Origin of the sequence: Staphylococcus sp. LKG4-2 (assembly GCF_050955665.1) — a bacterium.
GTDB lineage: Bacteria > Bacillota > Bacilli > Staphylococcales > Staphylococcaceae > Staphylococcus > Staphylococcus saprophyticus.
In genome coordinates this window covers 2,135,745-2,154,563 of record NZ_CP194532.1, presented here as the reverse complement: position 1 = coordinate 2,154,563, position 18,819 = coordinate 2,135,745, and the positions used below count along the sequence as shown (strand labels likewise).

Annotated in this window: 27 protein-coding genes and 1 riboswitch; of the genes, 12 read left to right on the top strand and 15 right to left on the bottom strand. The window is 30.9% G+C overall.

Annotation, left to right across the window (positions count from 1 at the left end; genetic code table 11):
- Positions 1 to 51: 51 nt before the first annotated feature.
- The 6 genes from ACM6UH_RS10545 to tsaT all read right to left on the bottom strand — a co-directional run bounded on the left by ACM6UH_RS10545 (position 52) and on the right by tsaT (position 3,146).
- The gene (locus ACM6UH_RS10545) at positions 52 to 228 is read right to left on the bottom strand and encodes a hypothetical protein (RefSeq protein ID WP_002483863.1); all 177 of its coding nucleotides are present in this window, start codon (positions 226 to 228) and stop codon (positions 52 to 54) included.
- 233 nt (positions 229 to 461) lie between these two features.
- The gene (locus ACM6UH_RS10540; protein ID WP_256104193.1) at positions 462 to 596 is read right to left on the bottom strand and encodes a hypothetical protein; all 135 of its coding nucleotides are present in this window, start codon (positions 594 to 596) and stop codon (positions 462 to 464) included.
- A 204-nt stretch (positions 597 to 800) separates the two neighbouring features.
- The gene (locus ACM6UH_RS10535; protein ID WP_048787522.1) at positions 801 to 1,766 is read right to left on the bottom strand and encodes an arsenic resistance protein; all 966 of its coding nucleotides are present in this window, start codon (positions 1,764 to 1,766) and stop codon (positions 801 to 803) included.
- Positions 1,767 to 1,882: 116 nt separating this feature from the next.
- Positions 1,883 to 2,017 carry a hypothetical protein gene (locus ACM6UH_RS10530; RefSeq protein WP_011303560.1) on the bottom strand — a complete coding sequence of 45 codons (135 nt, stop codon included), beginning with the start codon at positions 2,015 to 2,017 and terminating at the stop codon, positions 1,883 to 1,885.
- Between the two features lie 121 nt (positions 2,018 to 2,138).
- Positions 2,139 to 2,387 (bottom strand): hypothetical protein, encoded by a 249-nt coding sequence (locus tag ACM6UH_RS10525; RefSeq protein ID WP_011303559.1) that lies wholly within the window; start codon positions 2,385 to 2,387, stop codon positions 2,139 to 2,141.
- A gap of 576 nt (positions 2,388 to 2,963) precedes the next feature.
- The gene (tsaT, locus tag ACM6UH_RS10520; protein ID WP_011303557.1) at positions 2,964 to 3,146 is read right to left on the bottom strand and encodes a type II toxin-antitoxin system toxin TsaT; all 183 of its coding nucleotides are present in this window, start codon (positions 3,144 to 3,146) and stop codon (positions 2,964 to 2,966) included.
- Between the two features lie 255 nt (positions 3,147 to 3,401).
- Between tsaT and ACM6UH_RS10515 the strand changes: the two genes are divergently transcribed.
- The 3 genes from ACM6UH_RS10515 (at position 3,402) to ACM6UH_RS10505 (ending at position 4,757) form a co-directional block, all read left to right on the top strand.
- Positions 3,402 to 3,899: a hypothetical protein gene (locus ACM6UH_RS10515; protein WP_011303556.1), complete on the top strand. Its 498-nt coding sequence runs from the start codon at positions 3,402 to 3,404 to the stop codon at positions 3,897 to 3,899.
- A 68-nt stretch (positions 3,900 to 3,967) separates the two neighbouring features.
- Positions 3,968 to 4,174, top strand: a complete 207-nt coding sequence (locus ACM6UH_RS10510) for a TM2 domain-containing protein (RefSeq protein WP_002483856.1) — start codon at positions 3,968 to 3,970, stop codon at positions 4,172 to 4,174.
- A 367-nt stretch (positions 4,175 to 4,541) separates the two neighbouring features.
- A complete protein-coding gene (locus ACM6UH_RS10505; RefSeq protein ID WP_047502576.1) occupies positions 4,542 to 4,757 on the top strand; it encodes a YozE family protein in 216 nt (71 codons plus the stop codon).
- Between the two features lie 12 nt (positions 4,758 to 4,769).
- On the opposite strand, the gene ACM6UH_RS10500 is transcribed toward ACM6UH_RS10505, so the two are convergent.
- From ACM6UH_RS10500 to ACM6UH_RS10480, 5 genes are all read right to left on the bottom strand, one after another.
- Positions 4,770 to 5,006: a hypothetical protein gene (locus ACM6UH_RS10500; protein WP_011303554.1), complete on the bottom strand. Its 237-nt coding sequence runs from the start codon at positions 5,004 to 5,006 to the stop codon at positions 4,770 to 4,772.
- Between the two features lie 540 nt (positions 5,007 to 5,546).
- Positions 5,547 to 6,842 carry a CitMHS family transporter gene (locus tag ACM6UH_RS10495; protein WP_047502573.1) on the bottom strand — a complete coding sequence of 432 codons (1,296 nt, stop codon included), beginning with the start codon at positions 6,840 to 6,842 and terminating at the stop codon, positions 5,547 to 5,549.
- Positions 6,843 to 7,025: 183 nt separating this feature from the next.
- Entirely contained in the window at positions 7,026 to 7,292 is a 267-nt protein-coding gene (locus tag ACM6UH_RS10490; protein WP_011303552.1) for a hypothetical protein, read from the bottom strand.
- Positions 7,293 to 7,523: 231 nt separating this feature from the next.
- The gene (locus ACM6UH_RS10485) at positions 7,524 to 8,060 is read right to left on the bottom strand and encodes a GNAT family N-acetyltransferase (RefSeq protein ID WP_002483853.1); all 537 of its coding nucleotides are present in this window, start codon (positions 8,058 to 8,060) and stop codon (positions 7,524 to 7,526) included.
- Between the two features lie 476 nt (positions 8,061 to 8,536).
- Positions 8,537 to 8,962, bottom strand: coding sequence for an organic hydroperoxide resistance protein (locus ACM6UH_RS10480; RefSeq protein ID WP_011303551.1), 426 nt, complete (start codon positions 8,960 to 8,962; stop codon positions 8,537 to 8,539).
- A 158-nt stretch (positions 8,963 to 9,120) separates the two neighbouring features.
- Here ACM6UH_RS10480 and aroD point away from each other — a divergent pair, with 158 nt between their 5' ends.
- Both aroD and ACM6UH_RS10470 read left to right on the top strand, forming a co-directional pair.
- Complete coding sequence (aroD, locus tag ACM6UH_RS10475) at positions 9,121 to 9,840, top strand: type I 3-dehydroquinate dehydratase (RefSeq protein WP_011303550.1); 720 nt, start codon at positions 9,121 to 9,123, stop codon at positions 9,838 to 9,840.
- 66 nt (positions 9,841 to 9,906) lie between these two features.
- Positions 9,907 to 10,446 (top strand): nitroreductase family protein, encoded by a 540-nt coding sequence (locus ACM6UH_RS10470; protein WP_002483850.1) that lies wholly within the window; start codon positions 9,907 to 9,909, stop codon positions 10,444 to 10,446.
- Positions 10,447 to 10,545: 99 nt separating this feature from the next.
- On the opposite strand, the gene ACM6UH_RS10465 is transcribed toward ACM6UH_RS10470, so the two are convergent.
- Positions 10,546 to 10,866 carry a thioredoxin family protein gene (locus ACM6UH_RS10465; RefSeq protein ID WP_011303549.1) on the bottom strand — a complete coding sequence of 107 codons (321 nt, stop codon included), beginning with the start codon at positions 10,864 to 10,866 and terminating at the stop codon, positions 10,546 to 10,548.
- Positions 10,867 to 11,008: 142 nt separating this feature from the next.
- Here ACM6UH_RS10465 and ACM6UH_RS10460 point away from each other — a divergent pair, with 142 nt between their 5' ends.
- The 7 genes from ACM6UH_RS10460 to ACM6UH_RS10430 all read left to right on the top strand — a co-directional run bounded on the left by ACM6UH_RS10460 (position 11,009) and on the right by ACM6UH_RS10430 (position 15,676).
- Positions 11,009 to 11,365, top strand: coding sequence for an arsenate reductase family protein (locus tag ACM6UH_RS10460; RefSeq protein ID WP_011303548.1), 357 nt, complete (start codon positions 11,009 to 11,011; stop codon positions 11,363 to 11,365).
- 172 nt (positions 11,366 to 11,537) lie between these two features.
- Positions 11,538 to 11,918 carry a glycine cleavage system protein GcvH gene (gene gcvH, locus ACM6UH_RS10455; RefSeq protein ID WP_011303547.1) on the top strand — a complete coding sequence of 127 codons (381 nt, stop codon included), beginning with the start codon at positions 11,538 to 11,540 and terminating at the stop codon, positions 11,916 to 11,918.
- Positions 11,919 to 12,183: 265 nt separating this feature from the next.
- A complete protein-coding gene (locus ACM6UH_RS10450; protein WP_011303546.1) occupies positions 12,184 to 12,576 on the top strand; it encodes a toprim domain-containing protein in 393 nt (130 codons plus the stop codon).
- The gene (locus ACM6UH_RS10445) at positions 12,573 to 12,872 is read left to right on the top strand and encodes a thioredoxin family protein (RefSeq protein WP_011303545.1); all 300 of its coding nucleotides are present in this window, start codon (positions 12,573 to 12,575) and stop codon (positions 12,870 to 12,872) included. The genes ACM6UH_RS10450 and ACM6UH_RS10445 overlap by 4 nt, the downstream gene beginning before the upstream one ends.
- 54 nt (positions 12,873 to 12,926) lie before the next feature.
- Positions 12,927 to 13,034: riboswitch (SAM riboswitch) on the top strand.
- An 89-nt stretch (positions 13,035 to 13,123) separates the two neighbouring features.
- Positions 13,124 to 14,149, top strand: coding sequence for a methionine ABC transporter ATP-binding protein (locus ACM6UH_RS10440; protein ID WP_048787521.1), 1,026 nt, complete (start codon positions 13,124 to 13,126; stop codon positions 14,147 to 14,149).
- Complete coding sequence (locus tag ACM6UH_RS10435) at positions 14,142 to 14,837, top strand: methionine ABC transporter permease (RefSeq protein WP_037538908.1); 696 nt, start codon at positions 14,142 to 14,144, stop codon at positions 14,835 to 14,837. Before ACM6UH_RS10440 ends, ACM6UH_RS10435 begins: the two co-directional genes overlap by 8 nt.
- A gap of 23 nt (positions 14,838 to 14,860) precedes the next feature.
- Positions 14,861 to 15,676, top strand: a complete 816-nt coding sequence (locus tag ACM6UH_RS10430) for a MetQ/NlpA family ABC transporter substrate-binding protein (RefSeq protein ID WP_011303542.1) — start codon at positions 14,861 to 14,863, stop codon at positions 15,674 to 15,676.
- A 368-nt stretch (positions 15,677 to 16,044) separates the two neighbouring features.
- On the opposite strand, the gene ACM6UH_RS10425 is transcribed toward ACM6UH_RS10430, so the two are convergent.
- The 3 genes from ACM6UH_RS10425 to ACM6UH_RS10415 all read right to left on the bottom strand — a co-directional run bounded on the left by ACM6UH_RS10425 (position 16,045) and on the right by ACM6UH_RS10415 (position 18,614).
- Complete coding sequence (locus tag ACM6UH_RS10425; RefSeq protein ID WP_141567913.1) at positions 16,045 to 16,359, bottom strand: hypothetical protein; 315 nt, start codon at positions 16,357 to 16,359, stop codon at positions 16,045 to 16,047.
- A 241-nt stretch (positions 16,360 to 16,600) separates the two neighbouring features.
- Complete coding sequence (locus ACM6UH_RS10420) at positions 16,601 to 17,623, bottom strand: hemolysin family protein (RefSeq protein ID WP_048787519.1); 1,023 nt, start codon at positions 17,621 to 17,623, stop codon at positions 16,601 to 16,603.
- A 145-nt stretch (positions 17,624 to 17,768) separates the two neighbouring features.
- On the bottom strand, positions 17,769 to 18,614 hold the full coding sequence (locus ACM6UH_RS10415; protein ID WP_047502566.1) for a DUF368 domain-containing protein: 846 nt from the start codon (positions 18,612 to 18,614) through the stop codon (positions 17,769 to 17,771).
- Between the last annotated feature and the right edge of the window lie 205 nt (positions 18,615 to 18,819).

Below are 18,819 nucleotides of genomic sequence, written 5' to 3'. Positions count from 1 at the left end.
ATAACTTTAAAAAGTATATTTTAGCATTGCTGCTTTATATCATTATCGAAGTCATTCAACATTTTGTCTAAGCTTATCGTCCATTTCTTTAGATACGCTTTGTAATAGGTTATTTGTTTGATATTCGGATAAGCTGGCATCTGTTTTTACTTTAATGATAAGGCCTAAATCTGTCTGTATATGATAAATAATGAAGTTATTTTCGTTTATTTTTCTTAAAGTTTTCATATCATCACCTCAGGGTAAAATTTGCGAGGTCACATAAGTGTAAAAAGTAAATATATGATTATTTTAAATCATTAGCGTATAAAAAGAAATAAATTGAATTATCAAATGAGAACAGTGGCGTGGATCACTACTTCGATATTGTTATGGCGTCGATATAAACAAGTTCTCATTAAAAAGACAAGGCATCAACGGATGTCTTGTCTTTTGGTTTGTATATACTAAGTGAAAATGTATTAAAACTGACTCGTTTTTCTATCTTCATCAACGACATCTTCTTCTAATTCGTCATCAATGACAAGGTTTAATAATGGCTTAATCAAAAAACTAAGACTAACAATCCCCAATAATACTAAAATAATTTTTTTCATCATGCTCATCTCCTAAGTTAATTTAAGTATTTGAAAATGAAAAACATAGCGCTTATATGTCATTTTATATTATAAAGTAACATTTTACGATTCATATCAATTATACCAAATAATTTAGTTGTATCATGTTAAATTGTATAATAATAAAAAAATATACGCTTTATTTTAATTTTGGTGCTAAGTGAATAAGCAGGAATCAATGTATTACGATTTAATCAGCGAAGGTATCATTTTTATATAAAAAAGTTCACCTATCAATTCAATTAAAGTCTGTGTGATGATCACTGTTGTGGTTATTGTAACCCACTGATCTGGTAATGATAATGCTAGGGGAAGTACGACTAAGGCATTTCTAGTGCTTGTACTAAAGGCTAATGTCCGTAAAATGGATGGTTTTAAATGGAAAATTTTACCCGTGAAATATCCGATAAAAGGAGCGATTAGCATAAAGATAATATATAAAGGCGCTACTTTGACAACAACCGATAAGTCATTAGCGATTTTATTAATTTGTGAACCTACCACGGTAAATAATACCAGTGACATAAAGAGTTCAGGTAGCCAAGACGTTGCCTTTAAAGTCTGTGACATCACATAATATTTTTTACTCAATAATTGTAAAGTCAATGCGAGTAGTAATGGAATAATTATAAATGTGAAAAAAGAATGTATAAACGGCTCTATATCAATTATTGTAAGTATGGATTTATCTAAAAACATTGTTAAATACAGTGGTAATAATAAAATTTGTAAAACAAATAAAATGGGTGTTGAGATAAGCATATATTGAGCGTTGCCTTTACCTAAAGCAGTGAAAACAATGACGTAATCAATACATGGTGTTAATAGTACTAGAAATAGCCCAATTAATATTGCAGATGAGCTTATATTGAAAATAGAAATTAAAAAGTAAACGAGAATAGGTAGAATGACAAAATTAGCAATGATAAGTGCTGTCACAAATTTTAAGTTTAGGACACGCTTTTGTAATTCGAAAAAGGGGATCTGTGAAAACATACTAAACATAAGTATTGCGATACATATAGCTACTAAAGTTTCTAAAATGCTAGATATACCTGGGAAATTGGTCCCTATCAGTATGCCAAGCATTATTGCAGAAAAATAAATATAGATTTGAAAGTGTTCAATTTTTGTTTTGAAATGTTGCATAGTAACCTCACTTTACTGTATATATGACTGAAAATATGAATGGACATAGATTAAAATAAACCTCACAATTCTAAAGTTGATTGAACGAAAGAATGAGGTTTATTTAGTGTTACAGGTTATGATTTTTGTTCCGCTTGCACGTTTACTTTATTTTCAATTTTATCTTCATTTGAATTGTCGACACTCAATAATAAAGCGCGAACGACAAGTACACCAGTTAGCAATAGTAATAGATTTTTGAATAATTTCATTCCCATCACACACCTATCTTATTAAACTGAGTTACGCACTGTTTCATGACATGAGGTACCACAACTATAAAGTTATAACGATTATTAAATATATACCCGTTTTTAGTAATTATAAAGGCGTTTAAATATCCTTAATAACAATTTGTTTATTGGCTTTTTTGACTTCGGCAACAAGGGATTGACTATTGTTTTCGACTGAAGTATCAGTAACTTCGTCATTTTCAATAGTAAAAAATACTTGGCTTAAAATGCCCATAGCATAGTCGTTAATTGGACTGACTAAGGAAATTGAATTTTCATCTTCTTGAATAGCAAATGCTTGTTTACTTTGATTGATTAGCTGCCATTCAGGTAAATAAGTTAATTTCATAAATAACACTCCCTAAGGTGAATCTAAATGGTTAAATTGTATTGATTATATTATAAACTAAATGTATCAATGAATATACAATTTCAAGAGATTTACAATAGCGCAGTTAAATTGAATTTTTAAGGGAATAACATAGTGATAATAAAAATCATTAGAGGTGATGTTATGAATTTTCTTATTATTGTAATACTTAGCCTCATTTTTGCATTTTTAGCAACGATGCCATTCTTATTTATTAATACCAGGTTGCATGAAAATACTAATCACTCAAAAGATGAGGTTCAACATGAGAGGGTGCGAGCAGTTAAACGCTTTGTTTACTTTTTTATTTTAGCAATAGTGATTTTGTTAATTTACACTTTTTTAACTGATTAAAGATTAAAATATAAGATGAACGTATGAATTATAGCTGGATGCTTAAGTTAAACTAGCAAAAGTCATGCTATAGAAAGTATATTTTTAAATAATTTTAACTATGCTAGATTATAAAAAAGCCCTGCAAAGTCGTTTTCATTTAGTAAATGTCTACTTTGAAGGGCGCATCCGTATTAAATTAGAGATTCTTTGGTACAATATTTAACTAAATATGAGTGCAAATAGGATACCTACAACACCAAAAATAAGCAACATTACTGTAACGCCTAGTAATGATTCTTTTGCTTGTTCAGAACCTCTTAATTTGTATGTGATAAGTGAAACGATACCACAAATTAAAAAGACAAGAGATAGCCAAAAAACAATCATGAAATGTAGATTCAAATCACTACACCTCCTTTAATATGTTTAAATGTTTATAGTGAGTTCAATAAAATTAAATCATTGAACAAGTTTTGTTATATCTCATAGCCTTATCATCTTATCACTAATTAACAAACAGCAATAGGGAAAATATTGAAATTACTGTTTTATATTTAAGTGTAAGCAGCGATAATACAAATTATAGTGAAGTTTGAAAAAAGGGAAAATAGGTAATTTAAAACTGTGACACGCTTTTATAGGGGGATATCGAATTCAATGGAAGATAATAATTTAAAACAATTGAAACAAAGCATCGAATCACTACAATCCAAAAATATTGATGAATATCAAGAATCATTCGAAAAAGTTGAATCTGAAATTGTACAACAAAAAGTTGAGGTAAGAAATTCATTAATGCCTGATAATAATCAAGAAGATGAACGAATTAAGGATATTGCAAATAAGCTAAACGAACATATTAAGACTGGCTTTAGTGAGTTTGAAAAGGTAGATGAAATTCTGAATTATTTAGAACCTGCTTTTCAAAGAGGGAAGGTAGATAAAGCATATGGACGTGCACTTGTACTTTTAGTAGAAAATACAATGATTGAACAAGTGAAAATACATTTTGAACATTCAAAAGATAATGCCAGATTAATGGATTTTATCTTAGATAAGTTAATAGAATTAAGTGCAGAAATCATGCCAGATAATTATACAGAAATTTTGAGATTAGAAAAAAGATTCTTTGAGTTACGATATAGTGAAAAGTAATATACTTTAAATTAAGTAGCTGATTAATGTATAATATGAGTAATATAATGAAGATAGGAGATAGAACGATGAATGAAGTAAATAAAGTAATTTACATTGTTTTAGCCGTTTTCTTGGGTAGTTTTGGCATTCACAAGTTTTACGCAAGAAAAACAGGTATGGGTATTCTTTTCCTAGTATTTTGTTGGACAGGGATTCCACAAATTTTAGCGATTATTGGCGCAATTTTAACATTATTCAAACCAGCAGATCAAAACGGTAATGTCTTAGTCTAAAACCAATACAATTTAGGCTGAGTAAAACGAAATGAAATTTAGTTTTTGGATACAAACAAACCCTACGCATATGAATGCGTAGGGTTTGTTTTGTTAATATATTAATATATGACAATAAAAAGTGGGCTGATACGGATATTTCACTCAGCTTTAAAATATATTGTTAGAGATTAACATATAATTAAAAAAACTTTATAAAATTTACAATTCTTAATTAAATCTTGTGGCGACAGTAAACAATTAAAAAACTTTTAAATTTTAAAATGTATCGTAATAGACAAATAGTTATTATTTGTTATGATTAAATAAAGATTTGAAAACGATTAACAGTGTAACGAATAAAATAAAGATGGTCGAGGTAACGCTTATGACATTTTATGATTTTGTAATTGGTTTTATTGAAGACGATACACCGTTAGGGCAACTTGCACATAATATCATGGGAGATAAAAATTTCCCTAGATATGAAACAAGTTCTATTAAGTTAAACTCGTATTTTTATAGTCATTATTTTGATCACGAAGTATTAGCATCCGCAAAAAGAGCATTGAGTTTATACCTTAATAATATTGAACTTAGATAATTAAAAAGAAGTTTACTTATCGTAATACCAATTTTGTTTTCTCAAAGCGTCTCTAATGTCTTGAGTTTTAAAATTTATTTCGTTATTTCTGATCGAGAAAGGTTCAATTATATTTTGAGCCATCCATGAGTTAATGAGTTCCTTAGGTAAACCATCTAGTTCCATATCACTTTTACTTACAACAAAGCATTCCCAATCAAGTGAAACTTTAGACGGATTAACGTAATTACATTCATTAAGTTGATTCATAAAAACACTCCTTAATATTGTAAATCCGACGTTAACTTTTACCCATGTATGTTGAAAATGAAACGATATTCATAAAATAAATTATTATTATGTCATTTTTTTGAATCATTCATAAAGCATATATAAATTTGAAAGTATTTTATAGAATAGTGCTGTTGCGGTTTAAAGAAATATAAGCTTAAATATAACTAATTTTGTGAACTTATTATAAAAAAATGACCCGAAAAATTTCGACATCTTAATAGTTGTAATTCAAACTGTCGGCAAAGTCTTGGCTTTGTTGGCAGTTTTTTACGCACTCTTTCCGCAATCACTGTCTTAGTTTGTAGATTTCGGCTAGCGCTGTTTCCATAGAAATTGGGTCAAATGACTGCCAATGCAATATGAAAAATATGTCCTGCACGATCTACATATATGAATAAATATAAAAAATAGACAAATCTTCCACAAATTAATGTGGTAGATTTGTCTATATCCAAACCTACGCTATCATAATAGTCGTAGGTATTTAAAATCTATTTTTTTGCTACTGTGTATGCTTTACCAAGGTATAATACCGAGGATACAGGCTACAATAATCATAAATAAACTGGAACCAATAGCCCATTTTATGACGATTCTTTGGTTTTGTCCGTATTCAATATCTAACATACCGACAAGTAAGTAACCTGCAGCATATAGTGGACTTAATACATGAAGCGGTTGTCCTAATACCGAAGCTCTTGCCATGTCAACTTTAGAGATACCAAATTGTTGCGCTGATTCAGCAAGTATTGGTAATACACCATAATAAAATGGATCATTTGCCATAAAGTAGGTGAATGGGCCACTAAGTATCGCAGTGATTAAAGCAAAATGGTTGCCCATTGCATCAGGAATAATGTGTACCAAGGCGTTAGCCATTTCATTGACCATCTTAGTACCATTCATTACACCAGTAAAGATACCAGAGGCAAATACTAAACTAATAACGGATAGTACATCGCCAGCGTGTTTTTTTACAACTGAATTTTGAATACTGAGATTTGGATAATTGAGTAAAATTGCAACGCCAAACCAAAGCATAAACATAACTGGGATAGGCATGATACCAATGACCAAACATACGATCAATGAAATGGTAAGCAAGGCATTTGGTATAAGCATTTTAGGTCTTTTAAGTAATGATTCTTCTTTTGTATCTGTAGGTTTAATATCATCTAAGTCAATATCTGTATAAGATGTGATATGTTTTTTGGCACGTTTACCTAATATGTATGCAACGCTAAAAGCGAAAACAATTCCGGCAATCATAGCAGGAATAATTGGTACAAATACTTCTTCAGTAGTGACTTGCAGTGAAGAAATTGCTCGTGCCGTCGGGCCACCCCAAGGTAACATATTCATAACACCTATGGATAGTAGTGCCAGCGTCGATAATGTATATAAACTCATGCCGATTTTTTTATAAAGTGGCATCATTGCAGTAACAGTGATAATGAAAGTCGTTGTCCCATCGCCATCTAATGCTACCATTGATGCTAAAATAACAGTACCAAAAGTGATTTTAACTGGGTCCCCTTTAACGACTTTTATAATTTGATTAATGACAGGTTCGAATAATCCCGCGTCGATCATCACACCAAAATAGAGTATTGCGAAAGTAAGCATAATCCCTGTTGGTGCAACGGTTTCAATACCATCTAGCATAAATTTACCGAGACCTGCGTAAAAACCACCAATTAATGCAAAAATTGTTGGTATAACAATTAACGCAGTTAAGGCTGACATTTTACGTGTCATAATTAATACCATGAATATAATAATCATGATAAAACCTAATATAGCTAAATTCATTTGTAATCCCCCCTATTTTTTATATTATAGCGCTTTCATAAGATTTGTAAAATTAAAATATGCAAAAAACTTTATATTAATTAATAGGGCATATAATTTGAAAATAAAAAAGCCTCTATAATTAACTAAATAACTTTAGAATTATAGAGGTTTAAATATTATATTGAATTGATATGTAAGAGATTAAGCTATAAATCCAGAAATATAAGCTGTCCATATTGGATAACTTAATAAAATAAATGAAAAAATAGATACGCATATTGCAAAAATGTTCGCAATACGATCGCCACGTAGACAAGCGTAAATGTTAATTAATAAGACACCTAAGATAAATAAGCCACCTGCTAAAATAGGTAGGTTACCTTCTAAAACTTTTCCAATTGCAAGTAAAGGTGTTGCTAACGTAATTAACGACAAGAATAGTGACAATAAGGTTGTAGCATATTTCAAAGTATTCAGTCCTCTCTTGTATTTTAAAATGATATCAATTTAAAAAAATTAAAACTGTTTTGTACTTAATTAAAAATAATATTTGCTTATGCGTAGGATTGCAAGTTATTTTAAAATATTAAGAGGTAGAATGATATATTCATGTTAAATGAAACATAGTCAATCATTAATACAAACGCTTTATTCACCAATATATGGCGTATTTTAATTAATAGGTATCAACGGTATGATTTATTCGAATAACTCGATATCTTGCTTGTTAAAGTAGTAAATGAGCCAATGTTCATCTACGTAATAGTCTTCATATTTTCTAGCGTGTTGTTCTAAAACCAGTGTCTCAAAATTGAGATTGCTGAAAAATACTTTGCCACTAATATTATTTGAAACAAGGGAAGTCATTAAAATCTCAATTTGTTTTTCATCACATATTTCGAAGACTTTACGCATTAACAAGTTTGATATAGATGCTCGTGCGTTGTGATTTTCACCTTTTACACACATGTTTTCCAATGTAGCTTTATGCGCTATACTATATCGATTTGTATGAATTAATGTGACAGCACCAATTAATTCCTCACCATCAAATGCACCGATAATATTGTAGTCCGTAGTCTCCGGTGATAGGATTCTAGAAATATTTGCCTCTTCAAGACATTTTTTATTTTGCAGTTTCCATGCCATAACCTCAAGTTTCTTATCAATACCTTGTAGTAAAAGCGCGTGATATATAGGAAGATCTTCAATTGTTAAATAACGAATATGAGTCATTTATTCCCTCCTTATCCAGAAAACTAAATTATTAAGTATAAGTACTGTAGTTAAGCGATTTATATATAATACTAAAGGAAAAAATTTATTTGAGCAATACTATATTTAATTTTTTGTAAAGATATGTATAAATTTAGAATTCAAGTTATAAAAAAATATATTTTTATAAAGTTTAAACCATTCCTTAATATAATTTTTAAGTAACGAAATTAAATAGGATAATTATGCTATAATATGGTGAGTTATATAAATGAAAGCGGAGGCATAAATTATGGGGGCTTTAGTAACAATCATAGTTTCTTTAATCGTGCTTATTCTTATTTCTTTTTCAATATTAATTGTATGTCTGTATAACCAATATAAAGACAATTAAAAGTATTTAAAACATGAGACTTCAAGAACAAGCAACAAGAACTGAATAGCAAAGAAAACCCCCGAAATTCAATTTAGAATTTCGGGGGAATTACATATTAATATTAATCTACAACTGCTACATTTAAGTCAACTTCTATATTACCACGTGTCGCTTTTGAATAAGGACAAAACTCATGCGCATCTTGTAAATATTTCTCTGCTTCTTCTTGAGATAATACGTTTTTAACTTTTGCATCAATAGAAACACTTAATTTAGGGCTCTCTGCTTCTGGATCATCTTCTAAACGAACAGTCAAAGTAACTTCTGGCTCAGCGCCTCTTACTTTATTTTGTTTTAAGATTAAATCGAAAGCACCATTAAAGCATGAAGCGTAACCTGCTGCGAACAATTGCTCTGGGTTCGTACCTTTTTCAGCATCGGCTTGAGCTGGTGGTACAATCGCTACATCAATTGCTTTATCATCAGTTTGAACGTGACCATTACGTCCACCTGTATTTGTTGCTTTTGTTTCATAATTTACTGCCATACTTATTACCTCCTAAAATTTTCATATTTATTCTTTACCCAACAAATAAAATTTAAATCATTCTAAGATATCAAGAAAATATAATTTAAGGATTATTTGTAATTTTTTTCGAAGTTGTTATACAATTATAAATATTATTAAAAAGAGGGCGTTTTTAAATGACTGAAGTAAAAGTTGCTGTAACCATTGCACCAGAACAAGAACTCTCACAATCAACGATAGATGATTTAATACAGTTTCAAGATTCAATTGATATTATTGAATTACGAATCGATCAATGGACAAATTTAAACGAAATTGCTATCGAAAAAGTTGTTGAAGATCTTCAAAGTTTAAAACTAAATAAAAAGCTATTAGTGACGTATCGAACTTCAAATCAAGGTGGTTTAGGTGATTTTGGGGAGGATGACTATATACAAATTCTAAGGAAAATTGCTAATTGCCAAAATATAGATATGTTAGATATAGAATTTGATCAAACCAGATCACTCAATATTTTACAAGAACTGATTGAACTAGCTCATAAAAATCAAGTTCAAGTCGTACTATCTCACCATAATTTTAAGGAAACACCAAAGCTTGAAGCGTTAAAGCATTTATTTTATAAAATGCAGCAGCTAGAGTCGGATTATATAAAAGTTGCTGTGATGCCTCATGGTAAACAGGATGTACTAAACCTATTGAATGCAATGTCTGATACTGCAGATGTTGTTTCGCAACATGTAGTGGGCATTGCCATGTCTAAGATTGGTTTAATATCAAGAACAGCACAGGGTGTATTTGGAGGGTCGATTTCATATGGCTGTTTAGACACACCCAAAGCACCGGGACAAATACATGTTTCCACGTTGAAAAAGCAACTTAGTATGTACGAGTAATTTGAAAATATATTGTACCTGTCTTATAATTGAAAATAGTTATCATTGACGAAAGGGCGATATATAATGGAACTACAAGAAGCAATTGCGAATCGTAGAAGTGTTAAAATTTTTAAAAGAGATATGACTATAGATGACGACGCTTTATACAAAGCAATCAAACAGGCTACAGATGCGCCTAACCATGGTCTAAGAGAACCTTGGAGAGTAGTTCATATTGCAAAAGATAGATTAGGAGATATGAGTAAACAATTATCAGAAATAGCATTTCCTAATTTACAGAAAAAACAGCAAAACCATTATGAAGTAGCCACACATTTAGGTGGTATGCTTGCTTTAATTGTCAAAGAAGATCCTAGACAAAAAGAAAACTTGGAAAATCATATGGCTTTTGGTGCATTTGCTCAAAATTTAATGCTGTTATTACACGAAGCAGGTATAGGTACATGTTGGAAATCACCTGCATATATTTTCACACCAGAAATTAGAGAACTCTTTGGGGTTAAAGATGATGAAAAATTAGTGGGCTTGTTATATTTAACAGATTTAGAAGACGAGTTACCTCATAGAGAGCGTCACTTTAATGAAATTATAGAAAAATTTTAATTGCTATAAGTACTGTGATGCATTGCATCATATTAAAAAGGAAGCTGAAACATAACTAAAGATGTTTCAGCTTCCTTTTATTGTTTAAAAATTAAGTGATTATTTAAACGTTTCTTCTAAAAATGATTCAACTTGATCTGGTGATTTCGCATTAGCAGAATGTAGGTGTGCTAATTTTTCACCATTTTTGAATACGAGTAAACTAGGGATGCCCATAACGTCATTTTCTGCTGCAACATCTTCTAATTCATCACGGTTAACAGTGAACCAACCATAATCATTGTATTTTTCTTGAATTGGATCAATCCACATATCCATTGCTTTACAATCAGGGCACCAACCAGCTTCGAATTTTACAATCACTGGATTATCGCTTTGAATTGTTTCTTTAAATGCATCATTTGTGTTAATAGGTTTCATTGATTTTGCTCCTTTTTTTGATATTAGTAATACCATTATAACGGACGATTGTATGTTATAAAAAAAATCAGCTTATTAATTAGAGCGTTTTTGTAACAAATTTGATATATTAGTGATAACTAGTTATAGGAGGTACAGAATCATGATAAAATTTTACCAGTATCCTAATTGTACAACTTGTAAAAAAGCAGCTAAATTTTTACAAGATTACGGTGTGAGTTTTGAACCCATAGATATCGTACAGCATACACCAACTAAAAATGAGTTTAAAGAAATACTAGAAGTAACTGATATCGATATTAATAAATTGTTCAATACGCATGGCGCTAAATATCGTGAATTAGGTTTAAAAGATAAACTTAAAGATTTAACAGATGATGAAAAGTTAGATTTATTATCTGCCAATGGCATGTTGGTTAAAAGACCGCTAGCGATTTCAGGTGACAAAGTAACTGTTGGATTTAAAGAAGACGAATATAAAGCAACTTGGTTGTCATAAAATAATAAAGGTGATTAAATTACGTTGGACTATTATTTTGACAAAATAATGAAAACGCTTTACCGGTGTTTTTCGAAAACATTATAATAATTTAAAGATGCCATTAAATAGTTGATTGTATGCTATTCATATGGCATCATTAATATGTAAAAACATTTAGGAGGGGATTCTCGTGGCAGTACCGAGTGAATTAAAATATTCTAAAGAACATGAGTGGGTAAAAGTTGAAGGTAATACAGTAACAATTGGTATCACTGAATATGCACAAGGTGAACTTGGCGATATCGTATTCGTTGAATTACCAGAAGTTGATGATGAAATTAATGAAGGCGACACGTTTGGTAGTGTTGAGTCCGTAAAAACAGTTTCAGAACTTTATGCGCCAGTATCAGGTAAAGTTTTAGAATCTAATGAAGAACTAGAAGACAGTCCAGAATTCGTAAATGAATCACCTTACGAAAAAGCTTGGATGGTAAAAGTTGAATTAAGTGACGAAAGTCAATTAGAGGAATTAATGTCAGCAGAACAATATTCTGAAATGATTGGTGAATAATATTACATAGAACTCCATGATATAACTATCTTGGAGTTTTTATTTTACCTTTTTTTATCTATATTCAAATGAGACTAATCAAAAAATTGTTAAGACTTTGTAAATGCAGACGTAGTCATTTGTTGTAGGTAAGTGTATTTAGCTGACAAAAATGGATTGCCATAATAAGATGAAATTAGAAAACTGTAAAGGATGTTTATGGTCACTCAGTATTGTGAAGAACTAAATAGAGAAATTTACTATCAACATTTAGAGGGTGGATGTCATGGCGATACTAAACCAAGTAATTATTGTAGAAGGAAAGTCAGACAAAAAGCGGGTAAAACAAGTAATCGATCAACCAATCGATATTATTTGTACTAATGGTACGATGGGTGTCGATAAAATTGATGAAATGATTGATACATTATACGATAAACAAGTGTATATACTTGTCGATGCCGATGATGAAGGTGAAAAAATTCGAAAATGGTTTAAACGATATTTAAGTGAAAGTAGACATATAAGAATAGATAAACAATATTGTGAGGTTGCACGTTGTCCTAAACGATATTTATCCAGAGTGCTTGAAAAGCATGGGTTTACGGTAAAGGATGAAGAAAAAGTAGCTAAAGCGAAATTGGATTATATAGCTGAAAGGGTAAGTTTATTAACATGAAGGTAACAAATCAACAACGCGTCAATATAGATGAACATATAAATCAGGAAAAATATCTTATATTTGGATACACACCGACATGTGGTACCTGTAAAGTTTCTGAAAGAATGTTAGACATTGCTAATGAAATATTAAAATTACCAATTACTAAAATCGATTTGAATTTTCATCCAGATTTTAGTCAGGAACATGAAATACAATCTGTACCTGTGTTGATGTTGATGTCAAAAGGTGAAGAGCAAAAAAGAATTTACGCATTTCAATCCGTCCCTAATTTGTTAGAAAATTTAAAATAATTATTGACGAATCATTAGTGCGATGGTAGGATTAAAAATAATTAAATAACGAAACTCTTATCACGAGAGGTGGAGGGATGTGCCCTTTGAAGCCCGGCAACCGTCTGTAACAGAAATGGTGCCAATTCACATAAAGTTCATAGAAACTTTAGAAGATGAGAGAAGCAAACGTTGCTTTCTCTATTCTTCAATGAACATAGGGAAAGCATTTTTTATTTAATTGAAACAAAGCAATACGAGGAGGCAACAGAATGATTGAGTTAAATCAAATAGTCAAAAGGTACAAAACGAAAAAACAGGACGTACTTGCTGTAGATCATGTTGATTTAAGTATTCAATCAGGCTCAATTTTTGGTGTTGTTGGTTTTTCAGGTGCGGGGAAAAGTACATTAATAAGACTTTTAAATCATCTTGAGCAACCAACATCAGGAGACGTTATTATAGATGGTGACATTATAGGTAAGCTATCAAAATCGGACTTAAGAAAAAAACGTCAAAAAGTGAGTATGATTTTTCAACATTTCAATTTATTATGGTCACGTACTGTATTAAACAATATTACATTCCCATTAGAAATCGCAGGGATTTCACGACAAGAAGCCAAGCAACGTGCGCTTGAGTTAGTGGAATTGGTCGGATTGAAAGGGAGAGAAGATGCTTATCCTTCAGAATTATCAGGTGGGCAAAAACAACGTGTGGGTATTGCGAGAGCATTAGCTAACGAACCATCTGTATTATTATGTGATGAAGCGACAAGTGCATTAGATCCACAGACAACAGATGAAATCTTAGAACTATTATTGAAAATAAAAGAAGAAAGAAACTTAACCATCGTTATTATTACACATGAAATGCATGTCATTAGACGTATTTGCGATGAAGTTGCAGTAATGGAAAATGGTAAAGTGATAGAACAAGGCAAAGTTTCAAGTGTATTCGAAAATCCACAACACGATGTGACAAAACGCTTTGTGAAGGATGACTTAAATGATGACTTCGACGAATCAATTAGTGAACTCGTGTCACTTAATGAAAATGATTACGTTGTGCGTTTGAATTTTACTGGGAACAACGCAACGGAACCATTAGTGTCATACATAACGAAGACACACAATTTAGATGTCAATATTTTGGAAGCTAATATTAAACATACAAAAGACGGTTCTATCGGATTTTTAATCATACAATTTGCCGTTGCAAATTCAGAAAAATTTGAAAAATTCAAAAATGATTTAGAGGCACAACATGTATCTGTGGAGGTGGTTAAACATGGGTAATTCATTAAGCGATATCCTCCGAGAAATGTTTACAATGCCAAACGTAAGCTGGGAAGAAGTTTGGGTTGCAACATATGAAACCATCTATATGACGGTAATAGCAACAATATTTGCATTTGTTTTAGGAATTATTTTAGGTGTCTTGCTCTTTTTATCAGCTAAAAGTAAGTCACCAGTCGCTAGAGTATTTTATAGCATTGTTTCATTCATTGTGAATTTATTCAGAGCGATTCCGTTTATCATTTTAATCTTATTGTTAATTCCATTTACAAGTTTAGTATTAGGCACAATCAGTGGTCCTACAGGTGCATTGCCAGCATTAATCATCAGTGCAGCACCATTCTATGCAAGATTAGTGGAAATCGCATTTAAAGAAATTGATAAAGGTGTAATCGAAGCGGCTTGGTCAATGGGAGCGAGTACTTGGACTGTAGTGAGAAAAGTACTTTTACCAGAAGCAATGCCAGCATTAGTATCTGGCATCACAGTGACAGCCATCGCATTAGTTGGTTCTACAGCAGTTGCAGGTGTCATCGGTGCAGGTGGTTTAGGTAACTTAGCTTATTTAACAGGATTCACACGTAATCAAAATGATGTCATATTTGTTTCAACTATTTTAATACTTATTATTGTGTTCATTATTCAATTTATTGGTGATTGGGCAACAAATAAAATTGATAAAAGATAAATTCATAAAGGGGAGATTTTTATATGAAAAAGTTATTAAGTTTAGCTTCGGTCGTTGTGCTTGCGCTTGTTCTAGCTGCATGTGGTAACGGTGGTGGCGGTAAAGATAAGACGATTACTGTTGGTGCTTCACCAGCGCCACACGCTGAAATTCTTGAAAAAGCAAAACCGTTATTAAAAGATAAAGGTTATGATTTAAAGATTAAAACAATCAATGATTATACAACACCTAATAAATTATTAGATAAAGGAGAAATTGACGCAAATTTCTTCCAACATACACCTTACTTAAACACTGAGAAAAAAGATAAAGGCTATAAGATTGAATCTGCAGGTAATGTTCATTTAGAACCTATGGCCGTATATTCTAAAAAATATAAAAGTTTAAAAGATTTACCTAAAGGTGCTACTGTCTATGTTTCAAATAATCCTGCTGAAGAAGGTCGTTTCTTAAAATTCTTCCAAGACGCTGGACTTATTAAAATTAAAAAAGGTGTTAAAATTGAAGATGCTAAATTTGATGATATTGTAGAAAATAAAAAAGATATCAAATTTAACAATAAACAATCAGCAGAATATTTACCAAAAATTTATCAAAAGGAAGATGCAGATGCCGTCATCATTAACTCTAACTTTGCCATTGATCAAAAATTAAGCCCTAAAGATGATTCTATTGTCTTAGAAAAAGCGAAAGATAATCCATATGCAAACCTAATTGCAGTTAAAGATGGACATAAAGACGATAAAAAAATCAAAGCTTTAATGGATGTATTACAATCTAAAGAAATTAAAGATTACATCAACGATCATTACGATGGTGCGGTTGTACCAGCAAAATAATATTGAATTAATTAACAAACCCTTTAACTCCAATAGTTAAAGGGTTGTTTTTGTGTCTAGGATATTGTAAAAGGGCATTATTTAAAACTACAACTACAAAGTAAAAGACGAGTGTTAGTTATTTTTTACGTTCCACACGTAAACAAAGCATAGTTACTATACGCTTGTTTTTCGTTATTATTACTAAACGCGCTATAGTTTGAAGTATTTGTGATATAGAAAAGCTCAAATGAATGGCTAAATTTAATTTTAATGTCTTTCAAAAAATTTGATATTTGGAAACTAATATTAAATTTTGCTCTGTAATGTTCATTAATTCCTAAAATTTAAATACCAATTAAAAACACTTTAGTTTTTCAATTTTTAAATCAAATTAACCATTGGAAACTTTGTATAATGTCTTTACTTAAATTAAATGAGTTCGGTTGATGCTTTAATCGTTTTTTATATAATTTGCCTGCATCTTCTTCTTTGATTAGGATGTCCATACCAGCTTTTGTTACTAAAGTGGAAGAAAATTGAATAATAAGTATGTCGGAATCTAAATAAATAATACGCCACTTGCTAGAGAAACATCGTAACAATCCTTTGCCTGTCCAAGTAAATTGATCGTCCTTTAATTTATCGTAACCTAAGATAGATTTTGTTTTGTATTTTGTTTGATACTGTACTTTGTCTAGCAATATTAATGGTTCCTTTTCTATTATTGAATAAGAGATAGAAGGATTTGCTTTTTTGCCAGAAGTCCACATATTAAACGTTGACGCAATAATCTTCCATTTACCAGGCAAATGTTTAATGTATTGAATATTGATCGCTCCTCTGCATAAGTTATTTTGTTATATAGAATTAAATTTACAAAAAAGCGCAATAGGTCACGTCTTATGATATGTGCCTATTGCGCCTATGTTTTATTATTTTATGTTAATCGTGTTCATCTTTAATATCGCCGACGATATTTTCTAAAATGTTTTCCATTGTAATGATACCTATAGCTTGTTGATTTTCATCTTCAACAAGGGCGATATGAATTTGTTGCGATTTCATTTGTTCAAGTACCTGATGATATTTTGTAGTCAATTTAATTTTAAGGATATCGTGTGTGATTTCCTGAACTGAAGTGACACTGTCATTTAATAAATCTTTTGAATGAATGTAGCCAACAATGTTCGTTGGATTATCTTTGATTACCGGAAATCTAGTATAGTTTGCATTGTTTACATAAGATTTTGTTTCATTTATATCGCTATTTATATCGATAACAGAAACTTTTTCTAAAGGTAGATAACCGTCTTTTATTTTCATTTCATCAAAAGCGAAAGCACGATTAATATGAGTTAATTCGTTTTCAGAGATTTCTCCACCTTCGTGACTTTCTTTAATTAATAGCTTTAACTCTTCTTCTGAATGATACAATTCACTTTCTTTAGCAGGTTGCATGCCGAACATTTTTAAAATTAAACGCGCCGAACCATTAAGGGTATATATAAATGGATAAAATATTTTGTAAAACATAATGATTGGTTTGGCAATGATTAATGTGATTTGTTCAGCTTTTTGAATTGCAATGGTCTTAGGTGCCATTTCTCCAACAACAACGTGTAAGTAAGTCGCAATAACAAAAGCACTGATTAAGGTGAATATATGGATCATTGTTTCAGAAAGTCCAATACTACTAAATAAGGGATGTAATAAAAATTCGAAAGTGGATTCACCGACCATACCTATTCCTAGAGCGGTAATTGTGATACCTAATTGACAAGCAGCTAGGTATTCATCTAAATGCGTTACGACTTTTTTAGCGGCAATCGCATTTTTATTATTTCCACTAGCAAGTGAATTGATACGAGATGAACGTACTTTGACGATTGCGAATTCTGTCGCAACGAAGAATGCAGTTAATGCAAGTAATACTATAAATGTGATTAAACTAATAAGGGTTCCCAAAAATTAATTAATTCCTCCATTGATTTGTTATTCAATCTATACCAATTGATATTCTATTATATAAAAATTAAGAATTCATGGCTAGTGTAACGTATTACACTGAGTGATTTTTTTTGAAGCATGATTATAATTTAGGTTGAAACTGTTAATCGGCGGTCACCCTACCTAATCTATAACTGATCACAAAACCTAATAACAGCGTAACGATTGATACAATCCAAATCATTATTGTACTTGGTAAACCGGGGAATACAGCATATAGTGAACCAATTACAAATCCTATGATTAATGCGTATGTTAAATAAGTATAATAAGACAATAAATATTGGATTAATTTACTAGAACACAAGAATCCAAATAATACACCACAACCGACAGTGATTAAAATAGGTAAGGCTGCAAAGTTAAGTGAAACAAATTCAGAAATAGCATACATGATTGTACCGTAAACACCGAATACGAGTAACATAAATGATCCTGAAATGCCTGGTAATAACATCGCACTTGAAGCACATGCGCCAGCAATAAAATATTTTAATATAAGGCCTGTTGAAAGTGATAGTGTTTCTCCCGCATGCTTATCACCACTATTCATCACAGTCATCATTACTATGACGATAATGCCTACAACTAATAATAAATAATGCGGTGTTGTAAAAGTGTGTTTGAATCGAGAAGTTTTTAATAAATAGGGGATGATACCACCAATTAAACCTACAAAGAAGAACATTGTTGGAACAGTATGCGTACTAAGTAAATAGTTTATTAGTTTACTAAGTAAACCGATTGCAACTACCATGCCGATACCGATAGGCAGTAAAAACTTTAAACTTTCCCAAAAACGTTTTGAAAAAAGACCACTGATAGAATGTATGAAATCATCGTATATACCCAGTAAGAGCGCGATTGTACCACCACTAACACCAGGTACGAGATCTGTCGTCCCCATCGCAAAACCTTTCCAAAGATTTGACCATTTGATTTTTGACATATTCAATTCCTTTCTTAAATAAAATGTATTAATGATAATAGCATAATATGGCCTATTACAATAATGAAACACGTAAAATAAAAAGGATGTAAAAAATATATTTTTGATTATATTGCGAAAAATTACCATTGAGAACATGATATCGTTTTTTATCAGTTAAGAAATACTTACTATTATTATCGAAAATGATTGTGTTTTAATAACG

Excerpts from the sequence above, each read along its gene's own strand:
- ACM6UH_RS10415 (WP_047502566.1), bottom strand. The coding sequence starts at position 18,614 with ATGTCAAAAATCAAATGGTCAAATCTTTGGAAAGGTTTTGCGATGGGG.
- ACM6UH_RS10510 (WP_002483856.1), top strand. The coding sequence starts at position 3,968 with ATGAATGAAGTAAATAAAGTAATTTACATTGTTTTAGCCGTTTTCTTG.
- ACM6UH_RS10460 (WP_011303548.1), top strand. The coding sequence starts at position 11,009 with ATGATAAAATTTTACCAGTATCCTAATTGTACAACTTGTAAAAAAGCA.
- ACM6UH_RS10445 (WP_011303545.1), top strand. The coding sequence starts at position 12,573 with ATGAAGGTAACAAATCAACAACGCGTCAATATAGATGAACATATAAAT.
- ACM6UH_RS10500 (WP_011303554.1), bottom strand. The coding sequence starts at position 5,006 with ATGAATCAACTTAATGAATGTAATTACGTTAATCCGTCTAAAGTTTCA.
- ACM6UH_RS10480 (WP_011303551.1), bottom strand. The coding sequence starts at position 8,962 with ATGGCAGTAAATTATGAAACAAAAGCAACAAATACAGGTGGACGTAAT.
- aroD (WP_011303550.1), top strand. The coding sequence starts at position 9,121 with ATGACTGAAGTAAAAGTTGCTGTAACCATTGCACCAGAACAAGAACTC.
- ACM6UH_RS10435 (WP_037538908.1), top strand. The coding sequence starts at position 14,142 with ATGGGTAATTCATTAAGCGATATCCTCCGAGAAATGTTTACAATGCCA.
- ACM6UH_RS10505 (WP_047502576.1), top strand. The coding sequence starts at position 4,542 with ATGACATTTTATGATTTTGTAATTGGTTTTATTGAAGACGATACACCG.
- ACM6UH_RS10465 (WP_011303549.1), bottom strand. The coding sequence starts at position 10,866 with ATGAAACCTATTAACACAAATGATGCATTTAAAGAAACAATTCAAAGC.
- ACM6UH_RS10485 (WP_002483853.1), bottom strand. The coding sequence starts at position 8,060 with ATGACTCATATTCGTTATTTAACAATTGAAGATCTTCCTATATATCAC.
- ACM6UH_RS10440 (WP_048787521.1), top strand. The coding sequence starts at position 13,124 with ATGATTGAGTTAAATCAAATAGTCAAAAGGTACAAAACGAAAAAACAG.
- ACM6UH_RS10535 (WP_048787522.1), bottom strand. The coding sequence starts at position 1,766 with ATGCAACATTTCAAAACAAAAATTGAACACTTTCAAATCTATATTTAT.
- ACM6UH_RS10515 (WP_011303556.1), top strand. The coding sequence starts at position 3,402 with ATGGAAGATAATAATTTAAAACAATTGAAACAAAGCATCGAATCACTA.
- ACM6UH_RS10450 (WP_011303546.1), top strand. The coding sequence starts at position 12,184 with ATGGCGATACTAAACCAAGTAATTATTGTAGAAGGAAAGTCAGACAAA.
- ACM6UH_RS10545 (WP_002483863.1), bottom strand. The coding sequence starts at position 228 with ATGAAAACTTTAAGAAAAATAAACGAAAATAACTTCATTATTTATCAT.
- ACM6UH_RS10525 (WP_011303559.1), bottom strand. The coding sequence starts at position 2,387 with ATGAAATTAACTTATTTACCTGAATGGCAGCTAATCAATCAAAGTAAA.
- ACM6UH_RS10430 (WP_011303542.1), top strand. The coding sequence starts at position 14,861 with ATGAAAAAGTTATTAAGTTTAGCTTCGGTCGTTGTGCTTGCGCTTGTT.
- ACM6UH_RS10540 (WP_256104193.1), bottom strand. The coding sequence starts at position 596 with ATGAAAAAAATTATTTTAGTATTATTGGGGATTGTTAGTCTTAGTTTT.
- ACM6UH_RS10470 (WP_002483850.1), top strand. The coding sequence starts at position 9,907 with ATGGAACTACAAGAAGCAATTGCGAATCGTAGAAGTGTTAAAATTTTT.
- ACM6UH_RS10495 (WP_047502573.1), bottom strand. The coding sequence starts at position 6,842 with ATGAATTTAGCTATATTAGGTTTTATCATGATTATTATATTCATGGTA.
- ACM6UH_RS10530 (WP_011303560.1), bottom strand. The coding sequence starts at position 2,017 with ATGAAATTATTCAAAAATCTATTACTATTGCTAACTGGTGTACTTGTC.